Source organism: Sporosarcina pasadenensis (assembly GCF_047228845.1).
GTDB lineage: Bacteria > Bacillota > Bacilli > Bacillales_A > Planococcaceae > Sporosarcina.
The window spans coordinates 480655-503470 of sequence record NZ_JBFEGM010000001.1; the positions used below are offsets into that span (position 1 = coordinate 480655).

General features: G+C 44.5%; 23 protein-coding genes. All 23 read right to left on the minus strand.

From position 1 onward, the window contains the following. Positions 1–13: 13 nt before the first annotated feature. Positions 14–619 (minus strand): MotE family protein, encoded by a 606-nt coding sequence (locus AB1K89_RS02450; RefSeq protein WP_413053203.1) that lies wholly within the window; start codon positions 617–619, stop codon positions 14–16. 1 nt (position 620) lies between these two features. Next, the gene (fliJ, locus tag AB1K89_RS02455; protein ID WP_413053204.1) at positions 621–1076 is read right to left on the minus strand and encodes a flagellar export protein FliJ; all 456 of its coding nucleotides are present in this window, start codon (positions 1074–1076) and stop codon (positions 621–623) included. Beyond that, a complete protein-coding gene (fliI, locus tag AB1K89_RS02460; RefSeq protein WP_413053205.1) occupies positions 1073–2401 on the minus strand; it encodes a flagellar protein export ATPase FliI in 1329 nt (442 codons plus the stop codon). Before fliI ends, fliJ begins: the two co-directional genes overlap by 4 nt. Before the next feature lie 2 nt (positions 2402–2403). Next, positions 2404–3183: a flagellar assembly protein FliH gene (fliH, locus tag AB1K89_RS02465; protein WP_413053206.1), complete on the minus strand. Its 780-nt coding sequence runs from the start codon at positions 3181–3183 to the stop codon at positions 2404–2406. After that, positions 3167–4180 (minus strand): flagellar motor switch protein FliG, encoded by a 1014-nt coding sequence (fliG, locus tag AB1K89_RS02470; RefSeq protein WP_413053207.1) that lies wholly within the window; start codon positions 4178–4180, stop codon positions 3167–3169. Before fliG ends, fliH begins: the two co-directional genes overlap by 17 nt. Positions 4181–4194: 14 nt before the next feature. Then, positions 4195–5769 carry a flagellar basal-body MS-ring/collar protein FliF gene (gene fliF / locus AB1K89_RS02475; protein ID WP_413053208.1) on the minus strand — a complete coding sequence of 525 codons (1575 nt, stop codon included), beginning with the start codon at positions 5767–5769 and terminating at the stop codon, positions 4195–4197. 50 nt (positions 5770–5819) lie between these two features. Continuing rightward, positions 5820–6083, minus strand: coding sequence for a flagellar hook-basal body complex protein FliE (gene fliE / locus AB1K89_RS02480; RefSeq protein ID WP_413053440.1), 264 nt, complete (start codon positions 6081–6083; stop codon positions 5820–5822). Positions 6084–6153: 70 nt separating this feature from the next. Next, on the minus strand, positions 6154–6615 hold the full coding sequence (gene flgC / locus AB1K89_RS02485) for a flagellar basal body rod protein FlgC (protein WP_413053209.1): 462 nt from the start codon (positions 6613–6615) through the stop codon (positions 6154–6156). 2 nt (positions 6616–6617) lie between these two features. Next, the gene (gene flgB, locus AB1K89_RS02490; protein ID WP_413053210.1) at positions 6618–7010 is read right to left on the minus strand and encodes a flagellar basal body rod protein FlgB; all 393 of its coding nucleotides are present in this window, start codon (positions 7008–7010) and stop codon (positions 6618–6620) included. A gap of 300 nt (positions 7011–7310) precedes the next feature. Then, on the minus strand, positions 7311–8087 hold the full coding sequence (gene codY / locus AB1K89_RS02495) for a GTP-sensing pleiotropic transcriptional regulator CodY (RefSeq protein WP_413053211.1): 777 nt from the start codon (positions 8085–8087) through the stop codon (positions 7311–7313). 82 nt (positions 8088–8169) lie between these two features. Next, a complete protein-coding gene (hslU, locus tag AB1K89_RS02500) occupies positions 8170–9573 on the minus strand; it encodes an ATP-dependent protease ATPase subunit HslU (protein ID WP_413053212.1) in 1404 nt (467 codons plus the stop codon). Next, positions 9570–10115 (minus strand): ATP-dependent protease subunit HslV, encoded by a 546-nt coding sequence (gene hslV, locus AB1K89_RS02505; protein WP_413053441.1) that lies wholly within the window; start codon positions 10113–10115, stop codon positions 9570–9572. Before hslV ends, hslU begins: the two co-directional genes overlap by 4 nt. Positions 10116–10124: 9 nt before the next feature. Beyond that, entirely contained in the window at positions 10125–11018 is an 894-nt protein-coding gene (xerC, locus tag AB1K89_RS02510) for a tyrosine recombinase XerC (RefSeq protein ID WP_413053442.1), read from the minus strand. 351 nt (positions 11019–11369) lie between these two features. Continuing rightward, on the minus strand, positions 11370–12689 hold the full coding sequence (gene trmFO, locus AB1K89_RS02515; protein WP_413053213.1) for an FADH(2)-oxidizing methylenetetrahydrofolate--tRNA-(uracil(54)-C(5))-methyltransferase TrmFO: 1320 nt from the start codon (positions 12687–12689) through the stop codon (positions 11370–11372). Positions 12690–12713: 24 nt separating this feature from the next. After that, positions 12714–14795 carry a type I DNA topoisomerase gene (gene topA, locus AB1K89_RS02520; RefSeq protein ID WP_413053214.1) on the minus strand — a complete coding sequence of 694 codons (2082 nt, stop codon included), beginning with the start codon at positions 14793–14795 and terminating at the stop codon, positions 12714–12716. A gap of 173 nt (positions 14796–14968) precedes the next feature. Next, the gene (dprA, locus tag AB1K89_RS02525) at positions 14969–15853 is read right to left on the minus strand and encodes a DNA-processing protein DprA (protein ID WP_413053215.1); all 885 of its coding nucleotides are present in this window, start codon (positions 15851–15853) and stop codon (positions 14969–14971) included. A gap of 70 nt (positions 15854–15923) precedes the next feature. Further along, positions 15924–16826, minus strand: a complete 903-nt coding sequence (gene sucD / locus AB1K89_RS02530; protein ID WP_413053216.1) for a succinate--CoA ligase subunit alpha — start codon at positions 16824–16826, stop codon at positions 15924–15926. 18 nt (positions 16827–16844) lie between these two features. Further along, complete coding sequence (sucC, locus tag AB1K89_RS02535; protein ID WP_252503620.1) at positions 16845–18005, minus strand: ADP-forming succinate--CoA ligase subunit beta; 1161 nt, start codon at positions 18003–18005, stop codon at positions 16845–16847. A 127-nt stretch (positions 18006–18132) separates the two neighbouring features. Beyond that, entirely contained in the window at positions 18133–18399 is a 267-nt protein-coding gene (locus AB1K89_RS02540) for an EscU/YscU/HrcU family type III secretion system export apparatus switch protein (RefSeq protein ID WP_413053443.1), read from the minus strand. 29 nt (positions 18400–18428) lie between these two features. Continuing rightward, a complete protein-coding gene (locus AB1K89_RS02545) occupies positions 18429–20366 on the minus strand; it encodes a hypothetical protein (RefSeq protein ID WP_413053217.1) in 1938 nt (645 codons plus the stop codon). 6 nt (positions 20367–20372) lie between these two features. Then, the gene (rnhB, locus tag AB1K89_RS02550) at positions 20373–21143 is read right to left on the minus strand and encodes a ribonuclease HII (protein ID WP_413053218.1); all 771 of its coding nucleotides are present in this window, start codon (positions 21141–21143) and stop codon (positions 20373–20375) included. Positions 21144–21250: 107 nt separating this feature from the next. After that, a complete protein-coding gene (gene ylqF / locus AB1K89_RS02555; protein WP_413053219.1) occupies positions 21251–22129 on the minus strand; it encodes a ribosome biogenesis GTPase YlqF in 879 nt (292 codons plus the stop codon). An 18-nt stretch (positions 22130–22147) separates the two neighbouring features. Beyond that, on the minus strand, positions 22148–22705 hold the full coding sequence (gene lepB, locus AB1K89_RS02560) for a signal peptidase I (RefSeq protein ID WP_413053220.1): 558 nt from the start codon (positions 22703–22705) through the stop codon (positions 22148–22150). Positions 22706–22816: the final 111 nt, after the last annotated feature.

Genomic DNA, 22816 nt, shown 5'->3' on the forward strand with positions numbered 1-22816 from the left:
CCTTTACTACCGCCTATTTTGTCATAAGACTCGTATACTTTGCAGCGTCCTCAGGCGACATCTTTTCTAATATCGGTGCGAGAATTTCAGGTTTTAGCTTGGTAAGTATCTCAATCGCCTCCGCATCGCTCATTTTTGTAATGACCGGCGCTGCGGATTTTGCAGACATTTTTTCGAACGTTGAAATAATTTCTTTCATGTCGCGTTTATAGTCTTCTTTCTCCATCTTTAATGTCTCTATTTGTGCTAATAGGCTTCTCTGCTCGTCAACAAGTGCCCTTTTTTCATCTTCTGAGTTCGCAAGATTTTCCCGAAGTTTGAATAGTTGCGCTTCCTTCTCCTGGATTTCCGCTTGCAATTCGACGACTCTTTCTTCGATGATCAAGTCATCTCCAATTTCGTCATCGGCTTGCTTCTGATCAGCGAATGGAAGGGACTTGGACCATTCCTTCGCTTTGTCAAAGACGTTTACGTCGGCGACATACGCAATGATCAATAGCACCATCGTTGTGAAGAGCAATGGAATGAGCGTCCAAAGCAACACTTCCTGGAAGAGGCGTGTGCCTTTCTTCCTTTCGACGATTTTCTCGTCGGCATGCAGTTTTGAATTCCTCGCCAAGTTACCACCCTGTTTCTCTTCTATGGAACTTCAATGTTGATAATTCATCCAACAAACTTGCTTCCGCCTGTTCCATTTCAGTACGATAATGTTCTTTATCTTTTTCCTTCATCTTTTCAAACTTTTTCACTTCAATCGTTTTCTCAAGCAATTTCTCCTCGAACCAGTTCATTTTGGAGCGGGCTTTAATGACTTCCTGTTGCAGTACTTCTATCCTTTTATCGAGACTATCGATAAATCGAGCGTAGTGATGGATTTCATTAATCGAGAAGCCTTTTTTCATCTTTTCCTGATGTTCGGCAATGACGTCTTCCTTCCGCCTTAAGAGCTCATACAGTTCAGTTGCGATTGTTTCGAAAGAATCGACCGCTTTCTTGAATTCTATTTCGGTCTCAGTCTTCTCCTGTTCCCGGTATGTGAGCACTTTTTCAAATCGGTATTCGTAAGGTTTCATCATTTACCTCCTCCTGGAGCAAGTGATACCAATTCTTCGATTGATTCTTCCATCCTCACATTCTCTTTATAGCTCTGCTTTAAAAAGTTGGTAATATGCGGTTCGTATTCGATCGCTTCGTCGATTTCCCTCGACGTTCCCCGCTTATATGCCCCGATATTGATGAGATCTTCCGACTTGTCATATGTGTAATACAATTCGCGAAGCTTTTCAGCCGCCTTCACATGTTCCGGACCGGCTATGTGATTCATAAGCCTGCTCACGCTTTTCAAGACGTTTATCGCTGGGTATTGCCCTTTGTTGGCGAGAGTCCTGTCCAAGACGATATGACCATCGAGTATTCCTCGGACCGCATCCGCAATCGGTTCGTTCATGTCGTCACCATCTACAAGAACTGTGTAAAACGCTGTAATCGCACCGACATCATTCGTCCCGGTCCGTTCAAGCAGTTTCGGTAAAATCGAGAATACCGATGGAGTATAACCTCGGGTAGCAGGAGGTTCGCCAACTGCAAGGCCGATTTCCCTTTGCGCCATCGCGACCCGTGTGACGGAATCCATCATAAGCATGACGTTCATCCCTTTATCACGGAAATATTCCGCTATCGCGGTAGCTGTGAACGCCCCTTTAATCCTCATGAGTGCCGGCTGATCGGATGTAGCTGCAACAACGATCGTTTTGCTCAAGCCTTCAGGTCCTAAATCCCGTTCTATGAATTCACGGACTTCGCGGCCCCGTTCTCCAATTAACCCGATGACGTTCAAATCGGCTGTCGTATTTCTTGCAATCATCCCGAGCAATGTACTTTTCCCAACACCGGAACCGGCGAAAATCCCGACCCTCTGGCCATTACCGACCGTCAACATCCCATCGATCGCTTTGACGCCGACGGCCAACTTCTCGCTGATCGGCAATCTCGTCATGACATTTGGGGGATCCTGCTCTGTCCTTACTGTCGATAACCCTTTCGGAAGCGGGCTGCCATCAATTGGATTCCCCATCGAGTCAAGCACTTTACCAATCAGGTTCATCCCGACCTTCACTTCAAGAGGCTTTCCAGTACATTCGACAAGACAACCGCTCGAAATGTCCGTAATATTCGAGTAAGGCATTAGGATAACGATTTCTTCCCTAAATCCGACGACTTCCGCCAAGATGACCGAGTCCCGTTTACTGCCGTTGTTTAGATGGATTTGGCATACATCCCCGACTGAACTTTCCGGCCCTTGAGATTCAATCATGAGGCCGACAACCCGGACGACACGTCCGAATTTTGGAAAGGAATTCATTGTAGGTATGACACCTAGTAGTTCTTTTGCTTTCTTCATCGTCAGTCACCACTTTCCAACATTTCAACGAGCTGCTCTTTGAGTTCGTTCAACTGTTCATCCACACTGACAACTATCCTGCCTTGGTTCGTTTCGATAATACAATCGTCCTCGTTGAAATCATCATTTGCAAAGATAAGGAAAGGGACATCAGGCGGAAAAATGGATGCGAGTTCGGCACGATTCGATGAAACGAGTTCGAATTGGGAAACAGAAACGTATAGTTTGATCTCTTTCATTTCTCTCGCTTCCTTCAATCCCCTCTTTACGATTGAAAGGAATGCTTCCTCATCTTCTTCAAGCGTCTTTGCGAGAATCCGTTCAGCCGTTTTCATCGCGATTTCCAATATGATTCTTTCCTGCGCTTCCAAATATCTCAAAGCGTTTTCCTTTGAATGAAGAATGACTTCATTTGCGACTTTTACAGATTCGCTCATATCGGATATCGACTTATTCCGTCCTTCTTCGTATCCAACTTGGAAGCCTTCTTCATAAGCTTGTTGCTGCAATGCTTTCTTCTCCTGCTCCCAGGCGGCTTGCATGGCGGCAATATCTTCTTGAGCCATTTGTCTCATACGTTCCGCATCAGCCTTTTCAATCTCAATCTGCCGTCGTGCATCTTTCAACATCCTGTCGCGTTCCAGATAAAGAGCCTCTTTTGAGATTCCTTCCTCTATTCCGTCAACCTTCGGCATATTCAAATTCCTGATTGTGATTTCCTTAACACTCCCGTCCTCGGAAATCGTACGGGAAGAACGAAAAATATTAGACAATGATGTCATCCCCTCCACCACGGGCTATGATGATCTCACCTGAATCTTCCAATCTTCGGATTATGGAAACGATTCGTGCCTGCGCCTCTTCAACATCCCGCAACCTTACAGGCCCCATAACTTCCATTTCTTCTTGGAAGGATTCGGCCATTCGTTGGGACATGTTTTTAAAGAGGATTTCCCTCACTTCTTCACTGGACACTTTCATCGACAATATGAGGTCCTCGTTTTCACACTCACGCACAATCCGCTGAATGGAACGATTGTCCAATGTGACGATATCCTCGAAAACGAACATCCTTTTCCTGATTTCCTCTGCGAGCTCCGGATCTTGGATTTCAAGCGCATCCAAAATCGTCTTTTCGGTAGCTCTGTCGACGCCGTTCAACACTTGTACAACTGCGTCGACTCCGCCCGTCTCGGTGAAATCCTGGGTGACCGTCGAAGATAGCTTCCTTTCTAATACAGCCTCGATTTCGCTGATGACTTCAGGAGAGGTGGAATCCATCGTTGCAATTCTTTTTGCTATATCCGCCTGCATTTCCTGCGGCAGCGATGAAAGGATCATCCCTGCCTGCTCCGCTTCAAGATAGGACAAGATGAGAGCGATTGTCTGAGGATGCTCATTTTGGATGAAATTCAGTATTTGACTCGGTTCTGCCCTTCTTGCAAAGTCGAATGGTCTCACTTGCAAAGAAGTTGTCAGCCGATTAATGATTGCTTGAGCATGTTCTTTCCCTAACGCTTTTTCCAATACTGTTTTGGCATAACCGATTCCGCCTTGGGAGATATAATCTTGAGCAAGTGCAATATTATGAAATTCCTCAATGATCTCTTCCTTGACGGAGGAGTCGACTTTCTTCACACCGGAAATTTCAAGTGTTAAACGTTCGATCTCCTCTTCAGTCAAATGCTTATAGACAGCTGCCGAAACTTCTGGACCGAGCGATATGAGCAGGAGTGCCGCTTTTTGCTTGCCTGTCATTCCTTTATCTTTCTTTACCACTGTTCATCCCTCCGTCAATCCTCGGCTATCCACGTTCTCAGTAACTTGGCGAATTCCTCAGGTTTGTCCTTCGCCATCTTTTCAAGTTGCTTTTTGCGAAGGGTCGCTTCTGTTTCATGTTCCATATTAATATCATCCACATGCAGTGCTTCTCGCTGCTCTTCGATAATCATCGCTTCCTCCATCTCCCGCTCCTGTCTGCGTTTACGGAAGTATGCAATGATCAGGATTGCAATGACAACTACTACAGCTGCTCCAACTGCATAAAGCCACCAAGGGATCATAATTGGAACCGTTTGAGGTACTGTCGCCATTTTCCCATTAAAGACTTGCGTGGAAATTGCAATTTTGCTTTCCCAATATTCATCTGTAACGTCTGTTGGCACATAGCTTTTATCAATCGAAGTCCTAATAATAGTCCCAAGAATATTTCGGATATCATTTTCCACGTCCGCCCCATCGGACGGCTCTATCATTACTTGAATACCGATATCACGAATTTTGTAAGGACTCTCTACGATATCTTTGCGAATTCTATTCACTTCATTATTGATCGTTTCTTCCAAACGTTCATAATCCCCGTTTGCGTTGTTGCCTTCAACGAAGTTTGTACGGTTATCGGTCGGGTCTTCCCCTTCTGGCACGCCTCCTGCGAGAGCGCCGTTGCCGGAAAATGATTCCGTAATCCTTTGAACGCTTATTGCTAGGCTGTCCAAGTCCTCATCCACGCGGTCGACAAGATTCTCTTGCCTGTTTTCCTGCTTAAAGTCGATATCGGTCGTAACAGAGACGATCACTTTGTCCTGACCGACCATCGTACCGAGCATCATCTGCACTTTCCTCTGCAAATCACGTTCAATCGTCTTCTTCAAATCCATTTGGTCGATTATGTTGGTACCGATAGATTGGCTGGATGACTTCAAATCGAAGTATTCAGAATACTGGTTCATGATTACGATATCGTCTGTAGATAAATTCGGTAAACTTTTTGATACTAAATTATATAAGGCGGTAATTTGCGATTCCGTAAACTGATGTCCAGGTTCCGTCTTCAACATAATAGCGGCACTTGCACTTTGGACTGTTTCATTTAAAAAGACACTTTGCGTAGGCAATGTGAGCATTACGTTTGCATCCTGAACTCCTTGGATCCCTTTGATCAAATTTGCCAATTCAGTTTGCATCGAAGCAAGCTTGATCATATTGAATTCATTATCCGTCGTGCCGAAGCCGGCGTTTTGAGAGAAGAACGAATAATCGATCGTTCCCGTATTCGGGTATCCTTCCGCGGCGAGAGTAACAAGAAGATCATCAACACGCTCTTTTGGAACGAGGATGGATGTGCCCCCGGGCGCAATTTGGCTTGGAATGCCTTGCGCATCCAACTCTTCCTTTATGCGTCCTATTTCTGCGCGCGAAACATCACTGTAGAGGGGGACAAACTCTGTCCTTGACAAGAAGTATGTCAAAAATGCAGCAAAAATAATGACAGCAGCCGCGGACCCGATATATGTTGTTTTTTGTCGTTTTGTGCGACTCGACCAGAACTGCTTCAAGTCAGTTCCAATTTTCGTCAATCTTTCTTTCATTCTGATCCCCCGGTCTGCTTACATAGTAACAACATTAGTAAATATAATTATTAAACTGGCATTCTTATTATTTCTTGATAGGCTTCGATGACTTTATTCCGCACTTCCATCGTCGCATTCAAAGCAATTGAAGCTTTTTGTGCGGTGATCATAACATTATGCAAATCAACATCTTCACCTAAAATGAGTTTCTGCGTCATTTTATCCGATTCTATCTGTTTGACGTTCACTTCCTGAATGGCATCTTTCAAAAATGTTCCGAAACTTTTCTGCGACTCGTATGGCGTCGGCTGAATACCCTGGCCTATCTTCATCAATCCGGTTGCATTTCCTGCACCTTGTATAGATTGTATCGGCATCAGTCATCTCTTCCCTTCCCGTTCATCATTTCCCTATTTCAAGAGCCTTCATTAGCATCGCTTTGTTGGCATTCAATACTGTGACATTTGCTTCATATGACCTAGTCGCAGACATGAGGTCGATCATTTCCCTCAATGGGTCTACGTTCGGCATTTGGACATATCCTTCCTCATTCGCATCTGGATGAGTTGGGTCGAAAACTAGCTTGAATGGAGTTTCTACATCTTCCTGTATACGGGAAACTGTCACCCCATAGCCAGCGCCCCCCCTGTCCTGGCTTCCCATCGCCGCTTGCAGCATCGAAGAGAACCGACCTTCCATCGGTTGAAAACTCACAGTCTTACGACGATACGGCTCCCATTCGCCATCCACCATTCTCCCTCGGGTCGTTTCGATATTCGCCATATTTGAGGAAATGACGTCCATCCTAAGTCGTTGTGCAGTCAGTGCCGATGCGGAAGTATTAAGACTATGAAAAATCGACATGATTACCGTCCTCCTTTAATGACATTTTGAAGTGAGTTGAATTTACTGTTGAGACGGTCGACCAATGCGTTATAGTAAATCTGGTTCGCAGCAAGATCTGCCTGCTCTTTATCCATGTCTACACCATTGCCATCTTGCCTATATTTGAAATTGGTATAATTGGCTATACCCGGTTTTGAAACCCGGGAAGCAAAATCAAAATGCAGTTTATTTGTCCGATAGGCATTGATCGGCTTGCTCTGAGCTTCATGCATCATTTGCTTAAAACTAACATGTTTCGACTTGTAATTCGGCGTGTCGACATTTGCTATATTTTGCGAAATAACTTTTCCTTTTGTTGAGGAAAAATCCAAACCTCGCTCAAGCAGTGAAATCGTTGATTCATAAATGTTCATTAATCTATTTCACCTCTTGTTTTATATTATTTTTATATGATAGATTGCATTTCTATAAAACTTTCAATTAAAACACATATCTTATTGTATCGGATTTTAGCGAACTTTGTCCATCATATTAATCCAAATAGAATTAGTACAAAACAACCCTTTTACATCCGTACAAACCGCTTGTTTATAGTTCTTAGGACTAATCTCACATCATAGCAATTTGGTATTATTCATCTGTAGACGACTTACTCATTCCTTCCCATAAAAATAACACTTCGGCAGATTTTTCAGCCGAAGTGTTATGAGTGATTAATTCTTTTGGTTTTCAAGTTCCTCAAGGAATTTGCTGTTCAATACTTTAATGTATGTGCCTTTCATACCAAGTGAACGGGATTCGATAACACCGGCACTTTCTAGTTTACGCAAAGCATTGACGATAACGGAGCGTGTAATTCCTACACGGTCAGCAATTTTGGAAGCAACAAGTAACCCTTCATTGCCATCAAGCTCTTTGAAGATGTGTTCAATCGCTTCGTGTTCACTGTAGGACAATGAATTGATAGCCATTTGAACGACAGCTTTGCTACGTGCTTCCACTTCGATTTCCTCAGCTTTTTCACGCAGGATTTCCATACCAACTACAGTAGCACCATACTCAGCAAGGATAAGATCATCCTCTGTGAACTGTTCTTTTAGACGAGCAAGGACAAGCGTTCCAAGTCGCTCACCGCCACCAACGATCGGAACAACAGTCGTCAAACCGTCTTTGAATAATTCGCGCTCTTCTTCAGGGAACACAGAGTAGTCGCTATACACATCAATATTTGAAGACGTTTCATTCACTTCAAAAAGTTTTTTTGTGTACTCTTCAGGGAATTTACGGTCTTCGAACATTTTCTTCAAACGCTCATTTTCAATTTGTTGGTGAATTTCAAGGCCAAGCAATTTCCCTTTTCTGCTGACGATGAATGCGTTACATTCGATGACCGAGCTTAATTTTTCAGCCATTTCCTTGAAGTTTACCGGCTTTCCTGCTGTTTCTTGCAACATTGCATTAATTTTTCTTGTTTTTGATAATAAAGACATAATTACTTCCTCCTAATAGTTCCTTTTGTATTTGAGAATATTCTAAAGCTTTTCAATCGTTAAATAAACTAATACGTGTTCATTATAAGATAAAATGTGACAAATCTTTGTTTTTTACGATATTTTTCAACTTATCATCGACATATGCCACAGTAATCTTAATCGATGACGGTCCAATTTCCGCAGCCTCATACGATAACTCTTCAAGCAATTTCTCCAGAATCGTATGTAACCGTCTTGCGCCGATGTTCTCGGTATTATCATTCACATCGAATGCAATTTCCGCAACTCTGTCGATTGCTTCATCCGAAAACTCAATTTCGACATTTTCCGTTGCCAACAGTTTTTCGTATTGCTTGATCAACGAAAAGTCGGGTTCTTTCAAGATCCGGACGAAGTCGTCCTTCGTAAGCTTTTCAAGTTCAACCCGGATCGGGAAACGGCCTTGCAGCTCTGGGATGATATCCGAAGGCTTTGACATATGGAAAGCGCCAGCCGCTATGAATAGGATGAAATCCGTCTTCACAGGACCATATTTAGTCGTCACCGTTGAACCTTCCACGATAGGCAGTATGTCTCTTTGAACACCTTCCCGTGAAACATCCGCAGAAGATCCGCCACTATTGCCCCGACTCGCTATTTTATCCATTTCATCAATGAAGATGATTCCGGACTGCTCCGTCAGCTCAACCGACCTTCTTGAAATTTCATCATGATCGATCAGTTTATCCGCTTCCTCGGCTTGAAGGACCTTTCTTGCGTCCTTCACCTTCATTTTGCGTTTCGTCATCTTTTTCGGCATCAAAGAGGATAATGCATCCTGCATGCTTGCACCCATTTGTTCCATTCCCGAACCTTGCAATGCGTCAAACATGGACGGCTGTTGAGATGAGACTTCAACCGTAATTGGTTGATCCTCCAATTCCCCAGCTGCTAGACGACGGGCGATTTCAGACCGTTTTTGGCGTATGTCATCCGCCTCATCAGGATTTTTATCATCCTCATCAGCCTTTTGTCCAAAAAGCATTTCAAAAGGATTCTGCATATTGACTTTGCGCTTTTTTTCAGGAACGAGCAATTCAACGAGCCGCTCCTCAGCAAGCTTTTCCGCTTGGCCTTTGACAGATTCGCGCATTTCCTCGCGAACAATGCGGACCGCCGCTTCAGTCAGGTCCCTCACCATCGATTCGACGTCTCTGCCTACATATCCGACTTCTGTAAACTTTGTCGCTTCCACTTTGACGAAAGGGGCATTGACGAGCCTTGCAATCCTTCTTGCAATTTCGGTCTTTCCGACGCCTGTCGGTCCGATCATTAAGATGTTTTTAGGGATGATCTCCCTCTTTTCATCATCTGCCAAAAGGCTTCTTCTATACCTATTCCGAATAGCTACGGCAACTGCCCTCTTCGCAGCATTCTGTCCTACGATATATCGATCCAAGTAAGCGGTTAACTCGCGGGGGGTCAATTCCTGTTTTTTATTCATTCGAGTACCTCCACAATTATCCGGTCATTTGTGTAGACACATAAGTCAGCGGCTGTCTCAAGCGCAGCCTTGGCAATCTGCTCGGCGGTAAGTGAATCGCCGCTATATTTTTTCAGTGCACGTCCTGCTGCTAGTGCATAGTTCCCACCTGATCCGATTGCTAGCACCCCGTCATCCGGTTCAATCACTTCGCCGGTTCCCGAAACGAGCAGAAGCCTATCTTTGTCAGCAACAAGTAGCATCGCTTCCAACTTCCTTAATATCCGGTCGCCTCGCCACTCTTTCGCCAACTCCACAGCAGCACGTTCCAGATTGCCATTGAATTCACCGAGCTTGCCCTCAAACAACTCAAAAAGGGTAAATGCATCGGCTACCGACCCCGCAAATCCAGCGATTATTTTACCGCCAAAAAGCCTTCTTACTTTTTTAGCGGTATGTTTCATGACAACCGATTCTCCCATTGTCACTTGTCCGTCACCCGACATCGCACAAACCCCATTGTGCCGGATGGCGAAAATAGTTGTAGAATGAAATTCCATCAGTTCATCCTCCTAAGCCCGCGGATGTGTTTTCATATACGTCTTCCGTAAATGCTCTTTCGTGATATGCGTATACACCTGTGTCGAAGATAAATGACTATGGCCAAGTAATTCTTGTACAGTTCTTATATCTGCGCCGTTTGACAACAGATGCGTCGCAAAGGAATGACGAATCATGTGCGGATAAATCTTTCCATGGATGGCTGCTTCCTCCATCATCGCATTCAGCACATGACGGACACCCCTGTCCGTAATCGGATCACCACGTAAATTGACAAACAGTGATTGATGACTTTTCTTCTTCATTAGAATAGGACGACTCTTCTCCAAATAAGATTCAAGTGCGTCCTGGGCGAAACTTCCGAACGGAACGTAGCGCTCTTTTCTGCCTTTTCCCATCACTTTGACGATGCCTAAGGAATTATCGACATCGCCCAATTCAATGGATATCAGCTCACTTACCCGGATTCCGGTGGCGTAAAGCAATTCTAGAAGAGCTTGATTACGCAATGATTTCGGATCTTCACCAACGCAAGTTTCAAAAAGTGACTCCAATTCCTTTTCATAAAAAAAAGCCGGAAGCCGCTCTTCCTTCTTTGGATGATGCAATAATCGGAATGCATTATCATTTATCCCGAATCGAGCATTGCCAAACTTGTAAAAAGATCGAATCGATGAAATCTTCCTTGAGATTGTTTTCCTTGCTAATTCTTTGTCATACAGTCTTGTTATATACAATCGTGCTTCAGGATATTCGACATCATTTAGATCAGCAATCCCTTCTTGGGATAAAAAGGAGAAGAACTCGTGAATATCATTGCTGTATTCCGAAACTGTCCGGGATGAATAGTTCTTTTCCAGGCGTATATAGGATATGTATTCGTCTAGAACAGCATTTGGATCAATACGTTGCAAGTGCTTCACCCCCATATGAATCACTTTGTCAATTATAGCAAGATTGGAACATGTTTGAATAGTGGTTATTTTTTCTTTTTTTAATCCGCATATTATCGTCACTCATTAATCGAATAGGAGGACTAATTCGGAAATTCGAAAGTCATCCACGATTCACTATAACGTAATATATATTGTTACGGCAACAGAATCGCCTTAAGTTGTCTGACCTCTGCTGTATTTTCGGACACATAATGTTCAATTTTTAGGTAATGTGCCTTTTGATTTCCGTTTAAGGTGACATTCCAAAGGCGTTAAAAAGCTGCACGATGCGGATTTCATCCGTCATGTGCAGCTTGCACTTTATACTTGTACTACCGATTGAAATTGCTCTAACGCCTTGAATGCACGCTCAGCATGTTTCTCTGCCCGTTCGACTTTGGACTTGATCCGCTCGCCTAAATCAGGGAACAGTCCAAAGTTGATATTCATCGGTTGGAAGTTTTTGGAGTCGGCTTCAGTAATATATCTAGCCATACTTCCTAATGCTGTCTCTTCGGGAAATCGGATCGTCTCTTTGCCCAGGGCCAAGTTTGCAGCATTAATTCCGGCAATCAAACCGGAGCCGGCCGATTCTACATATCCTTCGACACCAGTCATTTGACCTGCAAAAAAGATATTACTGTTCTCTCTAAGTTGATATGTTGAGTTCAGGACGCGCGGTGAGTTGATGAATGTATTCCGGTGCATGACCCCATATCTGACGATTTCAACATTTTCAAGACCGGGTATTAATCGAAGCACCTCTTTTTGTGCTCCCCATTTCATATGCGTCTGGAATCCGACAATGTTATATAACGTACCTGCAGCATCATCTTGTCGCAATTGGACGACCGCTTTCGGACGTTTGCCTGTTTTCGGATCTTCCAATCCAACCGGTTTCATCGGACCGAATAAGAGAGTTTTCTCTCCTCGGCGGGCCATCACTTCAACCGGCATGCACGCTTCGAAATAAACTTCCTTCTCAAATTCCTTCAAGGGAGCCACTTCTGCATTGATCAGTGCTTCGTGGAATCGTTTAAATTCCTCTTCATTCATCGGGCAGTTCAAATAGGCAGCCTCGCCTTTATCGTATCTAGACTTCAAATATACTTTATCCATATCGATGGAGTCCTTCTCCACAATTGGAGCTGCAGCATCGTAGAAATATAGATATTCCTCGCCTGTTAATTTTCGGATTCGCTCTGCCAATGCAGGTGATGTCAACGGTCCGGTTGCAATGACAGTAATTCCTTCCATCATCCCCTCCAAGTCTGTCACTTCTTCATTGACGACTTCTATTAACGGATGGTTTCTGATCTTGTCTGTCACATTCCCTGCAAATTCGTGGCGATCGACTGCTAGCGCTCCCCCAGCTGGGACAGCGCATGCGTCAGCGGCGCTAATGATGAGGGAGTCGAGCCTGCGCATTTCTTCCTTAATAACTCCCACCGCATTCGTCAAGTTGTTCGCTCTCAATGAGTTGCTGCAGACGAGTTCCGCAAACTTATCAGTATGATGGGCCGGTGTCTGTTTCACGGGCCTCATTTCATATAAACGGACTTGAACGCCGCGGGAGGCGATTTGCCAAGCTGCCTCACTTCCGGCAAGTCCCGCTCCGATGACGTTTACGATTGGTGTCATTCAGCCAACCTCTTTTCCATCTTCTTATTCTTGTGCATCTTCTTTGTAGTCACATTCCGTACATTGAATTTGCACACCTTTTTTCAGCCTTTTTTCGACTAATGTGTTTTGACATTTCGGGCAAGGTCTTGCTATCGGTTTATCCCAAGATACATATTCACACTCGGGATATCTGTCACAGCCATAGAAAATCCTTTTCGTTTTGCTCTTCCTCTCGACGACCTGCCCTTCTTTACAAGACGGGCAAGTGACTCCGATCGGCTTGATGATCGCTTTTGTATTTCGGCAATCCGGGAAATTCGAGCAAGCCATGAATTTTCCATAACGGCCCATCTTAAATACCATTGGAGAACCACATTTCTCACAGTCTTCGCCTGCTGGCTCGTCCTTGATCTCAATTTTCTCCATCTCTTCGTCAGCGACTTTTACGTGTTTCTCAAAATCTTTATAAAATTCATCGATGACTTGGACCCATCGGATTTCCCCTTCTTCGACATTGTCAAGATTCTTCTCCATTTCGGCAGTGAATTCGATGTTGATGATGTCAGGGAAGTACTGGTTCACCGCTTGATGGACGATTTCTCCTAGTTCTGTCGGAACGAACCGTTTGGCGTCCAACGTGACGTACCCTCTTTTTTGAATCGTATCGAGAGTAGGCGCATATGTTGACGGTCGTCCGATCCCAAGCTCTTCTAGCGTCTTGACAAGTCTTGCTTCCGAATATCTTGGAGGCGGTTGCGTGAAGTGTTGCTTTGGATCAATATCGCTCCCTTTCACGTGCTCTCCTTTTTCAAGCGGCGGCAGAATGCGGTCCTTTTCCTCTTCCTGATCATCTTCACCTTCGATGTAGACTTTCATGAAGCCTGGAAATTTAACTTCTGAACCGGTTGCCCTGAATTTGATCTCACCATTCATAAGATCCGCTGTGACTGTATCAAGCACTGCAGGAGCCATCTGACTTGCAACAAATCGTTCCCATATTAATTTATATAGTCTGAGCTGATCACGTGTTAAAAACGCTTTCATCGCTTCAGGCGGCCTCATAACGGACGTCGGTCTTACTGCTTCATGCGCGTCTTGCGTATTAGCCGATTCCTTCGCCTTTGCTTTGGCCTTGGACGTGGTGATGAACTCCTTGCCATACATCTTTTCAATAAAGGAGAACGATTCTTCCTTGGCACTTTCTGAAATCCGCGTGGAATCCGTTCTCATATACGTTATGAGACCGACAATGCCCTCTTTACCGATATTGATCCCTTCGTAAAGCTGTTGGGCAAGCATCATCGTTTTCCGAGCACGGAAATTCAATTTCCGAGCCGCTTCCTGTTGCAAAGAAGATGTTGTAAATGGAGGAGCAGGATTCCTTCTCCTTTCCTTTTTGACGACATTAACGATTTCAAATTCATCGCCAGACATCTTGGATAGGACTTCATCGACTTGCTGTTTATTTTCCAGCTTCAATTTCTTTGATGCATCACCATAGAAAGAAGCCTCGAATGTTTTTCCATCTTTGCTGAACCGTCCGACAATGCTCCAATACTCTTCCGGTATGAATGCCTTTATTTCATTCTCCCGGTCGATGATCAATCGCAAAGCGACAGATTGCACTCGCCCGGCGGACAATCCCTTCTTCACTTTCTTCCAAAGGATCGGGCTAATATTATAGCCTACGAGTCTATCCAATATCCTTCTTGCCTGTTGGGCATCCACCCGATTCATATCGATCGGCCTTGGGCTTTTGAATGATTCCTTTATGGCATCCTTCGTGATTTCATTGAAAACGACCCGGCAATCCGAATTGATGTCGACACCCAATTGATGTGCCAAATGCCATGCAATTGCTTCCCCTTCCCTGTCGGGGTCAGCCGCGAGAAAGATTTTCTTCGCTTTTTTCGCATCTTTTTTCAACTCTTGTAGAATAGGACCTTTTCCGCGTATCGTGATGTATTTCGGTTCATAATTATTTTCTGTGTCCACGCCCATCTGACTGCGCGGTAAATCTCTTAAATGTCCGATGGATGCACGGACCTTATACTTTTTCCCTAAATAACGCTCAATTGTTTTCGCCTTGGCGGGCGACTCAACAATTACTAAGTAATCTGCCATTTTTCATGTTCCTCCTCATAGAGGTTCCCTTTTTACTTATCTGTTGGGCATGCTCTTATTATTCTAGCCCATTCCAGATCCGGTGTATCCGGATGTAAAAGAATATCTGTTGCAAAATGTATAACAGATTTCATTTAAAATCAACCTTTTCAATAAAAGGGATGTTTTCCCCTCTATAGGAATGAGGTGTTTTCAAGCGCCTGAAAGCCGTTCCAGATAGGTTTTGCACCTTGTTCAATCAATTTATTCGGCCCAAGCGATAAAGACGAGGTGATCGGGCCAGGAACTGCATAAATAGCCTTCCCATGCTCGAGCGCATGATCGACCGTACTCATCGTCCCACTCTTTTCTTCCGATTCTGTTATGATGACAGACTCCGATAAGCCACTGATAATCCTGTTCCTCATCGGAAAAGTCCATCTGGCAGGCCGCATATAAGGAGGATATTCCGTCAGCAATAAATGATGTTCGGCCAGTTTTTCCGCGAGGCCTCTATTTTCGTACGGATATAAATGGAATAACCCATGTCCAAGGACAGCTATCGTTTTTCCGCCAAAATGGATGGCCGATTCGTGCGCCATTGTGTCCGCCCCTTTCGCAAGGCCGGATACGATCACCGCTCCACGATCAACAAGAGGCGGAACGATGAATGAAAGCGCTCTCTTTGAATAGTCGGTCGCTTTTCGGGAGCCGATAATTGCAATTTTTAAAGATGCATTTAAAATCGTTGGATCACCTTTCACATAAAGGACGGTTGGAGGGTCTACAAGCCATTTCAAAGGCTTTGGGTAAGCCAGGTTCGTAATAGGTATAGGGATGATGTTCTCACGATGATAAAGAAGAGTAAAAGGGGTTTGTTCATGCTGTTGAAGCTGTTCATTCAGTCGAGCTGCTTTTTGTTTGGGGATTTGCAGCAGTCTTCCTAGATTATCTGTGCCAAAATTGAACAGATTGCGAAGATCGGGGTCCATCTTCAATAGTTCTGCCATTTTGTTAAATGGGACGGGATATACATAGTGCAAGGCTAGTAGCCTTCTGTCGACTTCTGTAAGTTTCACGTCATTCCTCCTTCAATTCAAAAGTATGAAAAGAACAGCATGCAGTGTACACTGCATGCCGTACTGTTCATTAATGAGTTTTACATTTTTCGTAAAGCCCTTTATCCTTGAGGACTTTGATAAGCGTTTCACCGATAACCGATGGCGTGTCAGCTACTTCGATTCCTGCAGCGTTCATCGCCTTGATTTTTTCAGCAGCTGTACCTTTACCGCCAGAAATGATTGCGCCAGCATGGCCCATACGTTTTCCTGGAGGTGCAGTTTGACCGCCGATGAAGCCGACAACAGGTTTTGTCATGTTCGCTTTCACCCATTCAGCAGCTTCTTCTTCTGCCGTACCGCCGATTTCACCGATCATGACTACCGCGTATGTTTCAGGATCTTCGTTGAATTCTTTTAGTACGTCGATAAAGTCTGTCCCATTTACAGGGTCTCCGCCAATTCCGACAGCTGTCGTTTGGCCGATGCCTGCTTGAGAGAGCTGATGAACAGCTTCATACGTTAATGTTCCTGAACGTGATACGACGCCTACATGGCCTTTTGTATGGATGTATCCAGGCATGATGCCGATTTTACACTCATCGGATGTGATAACGCCCGGGCAGTTAGGTCCGACTAGGCGTGTTTTCTTGCCTTCCATATAGCGTTTCACTTTCACCATGTCAAGAACAGGAATATGTTCTGTAATGCAGATTGCCATATCCAATTCAGCATCGACAGCTTCCAAAATTGCATCTGCTGCAAACGGAGCCGGAACGTAGATGACGGAAACGTTAGCACCTGTAGCTTTTACAGCCTCTTCAACCGTATTGAAAACAGGTACTCCTTCAACTTCTGTTCCGCCTTTGCCCGGTGTTACACCGCCGACGATTTTTGTACCATACTCAAGCATCTGCTTCGTATGGAAAAGTGCAGTTGAGCCTGTAATACCTTGTACAATCACTTTTGTATCTTTGTTAATATAAATTGCCATCGTTTGTCCCTGCCTTTCTTAGCCTACGAGTTCAACAATCTTTTGTGCACCGTCTGCCATTGTGTCAGCAGCGATGATGTTTAAACCTGATTCATTCAATAGCGCTTTACCTCTGTCTACGTTCGTACCTTCCAAACGTACAACGAGCGGCACTTCAAGGCCTACTTCTTTCGCGGCAGCAATGACACCTTCTGCGATTACGTCACATTTCATGATGCCACCGAAAATATTGACAAAGATTCCTTTGACTTGTTCGTCAGAAAGGATTATTTTGAATGCTTCTGTAACTTTTTCAGCTGTAGCACCGCCCCCAACGTCAAGGAAGTTAGCCGGTGATCCGCCGTAGTAATTGATTGTATCCATCGTAGCCATCGCAAGACCTGCACCGTTTACCATGCAGCCGATGTTGCCATCAAGGGATATGTAGCTAAGGTCATATTTGGAAGCTTCGATTTCCTTTGGATCCTCTTCGTCGAAATCGCGTAATTCGACGATATCTTTATGTCGATATAATGCATTGTCATCGAAGTTGAATTTCGCATCCAATGCCAATACATCGTCATCTCCTGTAATGACAAGTGGATTGATTTCAACGATTGATGCGTCTTTTTCTACAAATACTTGATAGAGTCCTAGCATGAATTTCGCAGCTTTATTCACAAGATGTGTAGGGATGTTCATATTGAATGCCATACGGCGTGCTTGGAAGCCTGTCAGGCCGACAATCGGATCAACAACTTCTTTGAAGATCTTTTCCGGTGTCTCCTCAGCGACTTCCTCGATGTCCATTCCGCCTTCTTCAGACCCCATAAGAGTTACACGATCTGTTGCGCGGTCGACGACAAGACCTAAATAATATTCTTTTTTAATATCGGATCCTTCTTCGACGAGAAGTCGTTTCACTTCTTTTCCTTCAGGGCCTGTTTGATGGGTTACAAGGGTTTTGCCAAGAAGCTCTTTTGCATACTCGCGCACCTCGTCAAGATTTTTAGCGATTTTAACACCGCCTGCTTTACCACGCCCGCCTGCATGGATTTGCGCTTTGACGACGATCACGTCAGTACCGAGTTCTTTTGCTGCTTTTACAGCTTCATCGGGAGAGAAAGCTACCCGACCGTTTGAAACAGCAACACCATAATCTCTGAGTAGCTGCTTCCCTTGATATTCATGGATATTCATCTTACATCCTCCAATCGAACTTGTAGCTCATAATTTACTGCCTCATCCATTGTAGTAAAGATGTCAAATAATGTCCACAATTGATATTGCCATATAAGCATTTTTTGATATTTTTTGATAGTTTTCGTCATTTTCCCCTATTATTCTTACGTGAACTGTGCTCCCGGTCCACGTGATAGATATATGCAAACACTTCAGCCACGGCTTGGTATAATTGTTCCGGAATGGTTTCATCCACATTGAGCTGCCCCAACAATTCGACCAATGTCGGATCCTCCTGTATCGGAACATCATGTTCTTTCGCCTTAGCCAAGATATTTTCCGCAATTTCCCCTTTTCCTTTTGCGACAACTTTCGGAGCATCCCCGGCATTCGGATCATAGGACAACGCGATTGCTTATTTACGTGTATGTTTTTGCTCTGTCATATCCGAAAGTCAACTCCACCATAATCGGCCCTCATCTCATTCCGCTTTCTCGATTTCTTCTTTCCCTCTTCTTCAAAGTTTTTAAAGGTGACTCCAGATAATTTATAATCAACAGATTCAAGTCCATTTCGTAATTTACCCTGCAAGATATTACCAATCTCCCTCAACTGATTTTCTTGATTGAATATAGTTACCGTGACGACCCGATTTTGAACTTGCATATCGACGACTGTTTTTTTGATGGACTCCAACTCCAAATAAAATAGGATCCTTGCAAAATCCGCATCAATTTTTCCATCAGCCTTCTTCCTACCGTTCCATTGGATCGTTGCGTCAATCCGTTTACCGAGGAGTTCAACAGGCAACTGCATGATAATTTGTTGGTTCATTCCAGCATCGCCGGATTGTATGAGTGTGCCATTCATTCTGGTGACGACTGCCTCAGCGGCATCACGCAATGCCGGAGAAACTGCGCTGTCATGCAACAGAGCGACCAAATGAGGTTTCAGCATTTCCATCGTCCTTCCGATGTCCACGTTTCTATGCATCAATTCGGCTTCATAATTGAACCCAAGCGATTTGAATAGGCTTTGCATCGCATCTTTCATCACTTTGCCGTCAATCGCTTGTTCGACAGCTGTTTGAGCGCCTTGAACCAGCTCTTTTGTGACCGGCAAGGATGATTGCTCCATCGCCCGAAATAGCTCAGGAAGCTTGGTGCCAACGTTTTCTGGATGCAAAGATTTTGTAAAACCGGTTGTAACGTCCGTCCGAAATGGTGTGGATAGGTTTTGTTCCATAATCATACGGATGATCATTTTACTAACCTGTTCACTGACTGGAGAGTTTCTTATTTCGGAAGTGGGCATTCTTTCCAACCCCTCTAATTGACTGGTCAGATGCAGCTTAAATGGCTGTTGCAGGACAGCGCTGTTTTTGACCATTTCTTTCAGCTGTGCAAGCCTCATATCCAATTCACTCGAAGTTACGGAAGGTTCAGCTTTCAAGACGGATTTCCACAGTTCCAATAGAGTCGAACCTGGCGCATGCAGCTGACTGGATGAGCTGATTGCATGGGAATCTAGCCTTCCCGATTGGAGAACGTTACCCGCCGTACTGCCAATCATTTCTGAATGAAGTACCTTCTGTAAATTGGCAAGTGTTGCATTTTGCGGCAAGATCCCTGAGCTTCTCAGTAGCTGCAACACTTGGAATCGTTCCTCCCGGGGAGCGTTTTCGTCTAGCAACTTTAACATAGCACCGCTCAACAATGCCCTTTCCGCAGCAGATGCTGTCACCTTGCCTGCATCCCCCAACGATGCTAGGACTGCTTCTTTCATTTTCGCATGAATGCCAGTATCCCTGATGAGCGCATCCCTTAATGAATTCAAAGCATCGTGCAGCCCATCCTTCGTCTCCACTCCTAAAATCGAATTGAAGTTGATTTCAGTAAGGGGCAATTTCAATTCCACTAATCTCTGAATCGAGTTCAATGCTTCGTTGTGCACGGAAGGTTCAGCAGTTTTCAAAAGAGCTACTGCGTTGAGCAGGATCTCTCTAGAGACCGGTAATCTTTGTTTAATAAAATGGCTCAATACACTTTGCATCTCCGGTGACTTCGGAAGTTGCATCGATTCCATCAAATTCGAAATTTGCTTCGATTGCCCGTCTGTTGTCTGCAAAGGGCCTGAAACAACTTTAATTTGCAACTCGGGGCTGACCGTTTTCACTTGAAAATAGTATGCGTCGCCAGCTTTCATAGGCACTTCCAGTTTAGCCATCAATTTATGCTCCCCGATTTGCACTTCAGCCATCTGTCCCGGGAAAAGCTGTTTGATTTGGCCATGGAACATTTGTCCTTCCCGCAATGTCAAAGGCTGTCGGGGTACAGATATGGCTTGGTTGCTCAAGCGAGGAATTGATGGATAGTTCATCTTGGATCACCTTCTTTCCAAAATCGATTTAACAGGTTCAAACGTCTTTCTGTGGTGCTCGCAAGGTCCATGCAGATGGAGCGCTTCCACATGCTCCCCCGTGCCGTATCCGGCGTTCTTCTTGAAATTGTACATCGGGAATTTTTCATGAAGCCCGTCCATCAATCGATCCCTTGTTGTTTTGGCAAGGATGGAGGCTGCGGCTATTGCTAGACTTTTAGCGTCTCCTTTGATGATTGACTCCGCCATACAACCGACTTGAAGCTTCATGGCATCCGCCAAGACGATGTCCGGACGAGAGTCTAGTGTGTGTACCGCAATTTCCATCGATTCACGTGTCGCTGCATAGATGTTTAGTAGGTCGATTCTTTCTGCCGATTGTATATGTACTGAATAGCTAATTGCGATTTCTTTAATAATAGTAGATAATCGCTCTCTTTCTTGAGTAGATAGCTTCTTTGAATCATTAAGTCCAAGCAGTTGCGGTGCCTCTTCAGGCAATATGACGGCAGCACAGACGACAGGGCCAGCCAACGGCCCTCTGCCAGCTTCGTCGACACCTGCGACAAGTGCCCCATTGTAAGTTTTGTAGCTGGCGTCAAAATCGATCTTCTCTTGCAGCATTTGTTCCAGCTGCAGTTTCTTCTCGTAATTGCGATACCATCTTTGCAATTCTTTTTTGACGCCCGAACGATGATCATCTTCGAGTTGTTTCATCCATGGTTCGGGATTGAAAGTATGTTGCAGCATTTCGGAAATTTCTTTGATCGTCTTCATTTTTTCACCTTCTATTATGTATAACATCTATTCACAGATTTCTTTTGATATCGGATCGATGTTCTGAATTTTAATGCTTCAATAAGAAAAGGCCGATCGTCACGGTTCTATTCCGTGACGTCATCGGCCTCTTTTGATAGATCTGACGTGAAATCGAAAGTTAGCTTGCCAAGGAGCTCACTGCGGATGTCTTGGACAATCAAATCAGCCACCTTGTCATAATCGATTTCGCCACCTTGCGTATACGCCTTGCGGGACTCGCCGATTGTATCAAACACCTTTTGGATATCCTCTTCTACAGCTTTAATGCCGTAACGCTTTTCAAGCCGCTCCGGATAATGCTCCTCCAAGAAGCGAAGTCCGTAGACAGCCAGGTTTTCCATGTTGACGATCGTATCTTTGATTGCACCTGTCAATGCAAGCTTATACCCGACAGCTTGGTCTTCAAATTTCGGCCAAAGGATTCCCGGCGTATCAAGCAATTCCAGCTCCTTCTCGAATTTGATCCATTGCTGCGCTTTCGTGACGCCCGGCTTATTGCCTGTTTTCGCGATATTTTTTCTAGCAAGCCGGTTGATCAAAGTCGATTTCCCGACATTAGGGATTCCGACAATCATCGCCCGGATTGCCCCAGGTCGAATGCCTCTTTTTTTCAATCGCTCAATTTTCGGCGCCAATATTTCCTTTGCCGCCTTCGTCACGGTCTGCAGCCCTTTTCCTTCGAAGGAATTTATCGCGACAGCCCTTATTCCTTGCGATGCGAAGTGTTTGATCCAACGCTCCGTCTCTTTCTCGTCAGCTAGGTCCATTTTATTCAAAATGAGCAATCTTGGTTTTTGCTGGATGACTTCATCAATCATCGGATTTCTCGAAGAAAGGGGCAATCGGGCGTCAATCAATTCAAATACGATATCGACAAGCTTCAATTGTTCCGTTACTTCACGTCTTGCTTTGGCCATATGGCCCGGGAACCATTGAATGGTCATTGTAGTTCATCCCCTTCTTCATTCCACCATGCCGAAATCACTGATCGGCCAGAATACGAATTTTGTGCTTCCTATGATTTCATCAATTGGTACTGCTCCGATATGTCTGGAATCTTTACTTTTTCGGCGATTGTCGCCCATAACGAAGACATGGCCTTCAGGGACAGTCTGCATTCCGATTTTCTCTTCCAGCGTGAAATCTTCGGTCAAAGTACCTTCTGTAATTTCTGCTTTATATTGATCAAGATATGGTTCTTCATAAGGTTGATCGTTAATGTATAGCATATCATCCCGGTATTCCACTTTATCCCCCGGAAGGCCGATGACCCTCTTGATGTAATCTTTCTTTTCGGGCGCATGGAATACAACGATATCAAAGCGGTCGGGCTTGCCGAGTGTGTAACCGATTTTGTTGACGATCATTTTATCACCATGTTCAAGTGTCGGCATCATTGAAATGCCATCCACTACGATTGGCGTGAATAGAAATATCCGAATGATTGCCGCCAAACCGAACGCTATTAAAAGCGCTTTGATCCATTCCCAAGTTTCATTTTTCTTCTTCTCTTCATTCATCGCAAAGCCTCCTGCCAAGTCACTATCCTTATTGTACAGTCTATTCATTATGGAGGCAAAAAGAAAGGAGACCATTTTTTCTGGTCTCCTCCTTTTTAATAAGAAACAGCG

What these genes read in the sequence shown, in the direction of transcription:
- sucC (WP_252503620.1), bottom strand. Translation starts at nt 18,005, where the DNA reads ATGAATATCCATGAATATCAAGGGAAGCAGCTACTCAGAGATTATGGT.
- rnhB (WP_413053218.1), bottom strand. Translation starts at nt 21,143, where the DNA reads ATGAAGACGATCAAAGAAATTTCCGAAATGCTGCAACATACTTTCAAT.
- fliJ (WP_413053204.1), bottom strand. Translation starts at nt 1,076, where the DNA reads ATGATGAAACCTTACGAATACCGATTTGAAAAAGTGCTCACATACCGG.
- fliH (WP_413053206.1), bottom strand. Translation starts at nt 3,183, where the DNA reads ATGACATCATTGTCTAATATTTTTCGTTCTTCCCGTACGATTTCCGAG.
- hslU (WP_413053212.1), bottom strand. Translation starts at nt 9,573, where the DNA reads ATGAATAAAAAACAGGAATTGACCCCCCGCGAGTTAACCGCTTACTTG.
- AB1K89_RS02545 (WP_413053217.1), bottom strand. Translation starts at nt 20,366, where the DNA reads ATGAACTATCCATCAATTCCTCGCTTGAGCAACCAAGCCATATCTGTA.
- sucD (WP_413053216.1), bottom strand. Translation starts at nt 16,826, where the DNA reads ATGGCAATTTATATTAACAAAGATACAAAAGTGATTGTACAAGGTATT.
- fliF (WP_413053208.1), bottom strand. Translation starts at nt 5,769, where the DNA reads ATGAAAGAAAGATTGACGAAAATTGGAACTGACTTGAAGCAGTTCTGG.
- topA (WP_413053214.1), bottom strand. Translation starts at nt 14,795, where the DNA reads ATGGCAGATTACTTAGTAATTGTTGAGTCGCCCGCCAAGGCGAAAACA.
- flgC (WP_413053209.1), bottom strand. Translation starts at nt 6,615, where the DNA reads ATGTCGATTTTTCATAGTCTTAATACTTCCGCATCGGCACTGACTGCA.
- fliE (WP_413053440.1), bottom strand. Translation starts at nt 6,083, where the DNA reads ATGAAGATAGGCCAGGGTATTCAGCCGACGCCATACGAGTCGCAGAAA.
- lepB (WP_413053220.1), bottom strand. Translation starts at nt 22,705, where the DNA reads ATGAATGAAGAGAAGAAGAAAAATGAAACTTGGGAATGGATCAAAGCG.
- flgB (WP_413053210.1), bottom strand. Translation starts at nt 7,010, where the DNA reads ATGAACATTTATGAATCAACGATTTCACTGCTTGAGCGAGGTTTGGAT.
- ylqF (WP_413053219.1), bottom strand. Translation starts at nt 22,129, where the DNA reads ATGACCATTCAATGGTTCCCGGGCCATATGGCCAAAGCAAGACGTGAA.
- trmFO (WP_413053213.1), bottom strand. Translation starts at nt 12,689, where the DNA reads ATGACACCAATCGTAAACGTCATCGGAGCGGGACTTGCCGGAAGTGAG.
- fliI (WP_413053205.1), bottom strand. Translation starts at nt 2,401, where the DNA reads ATGAAGAAAGCAAAAGAACTACTAGGTGTCATACCTACAATGAATTCC.
- codY (WP_413053211.1), bottom strand. Translation starts at nt 8,087, where the DNA reads ATGTCTTTATTATCAAAAACAAGAAAAATTAATGCAATGTTGCAAGAA.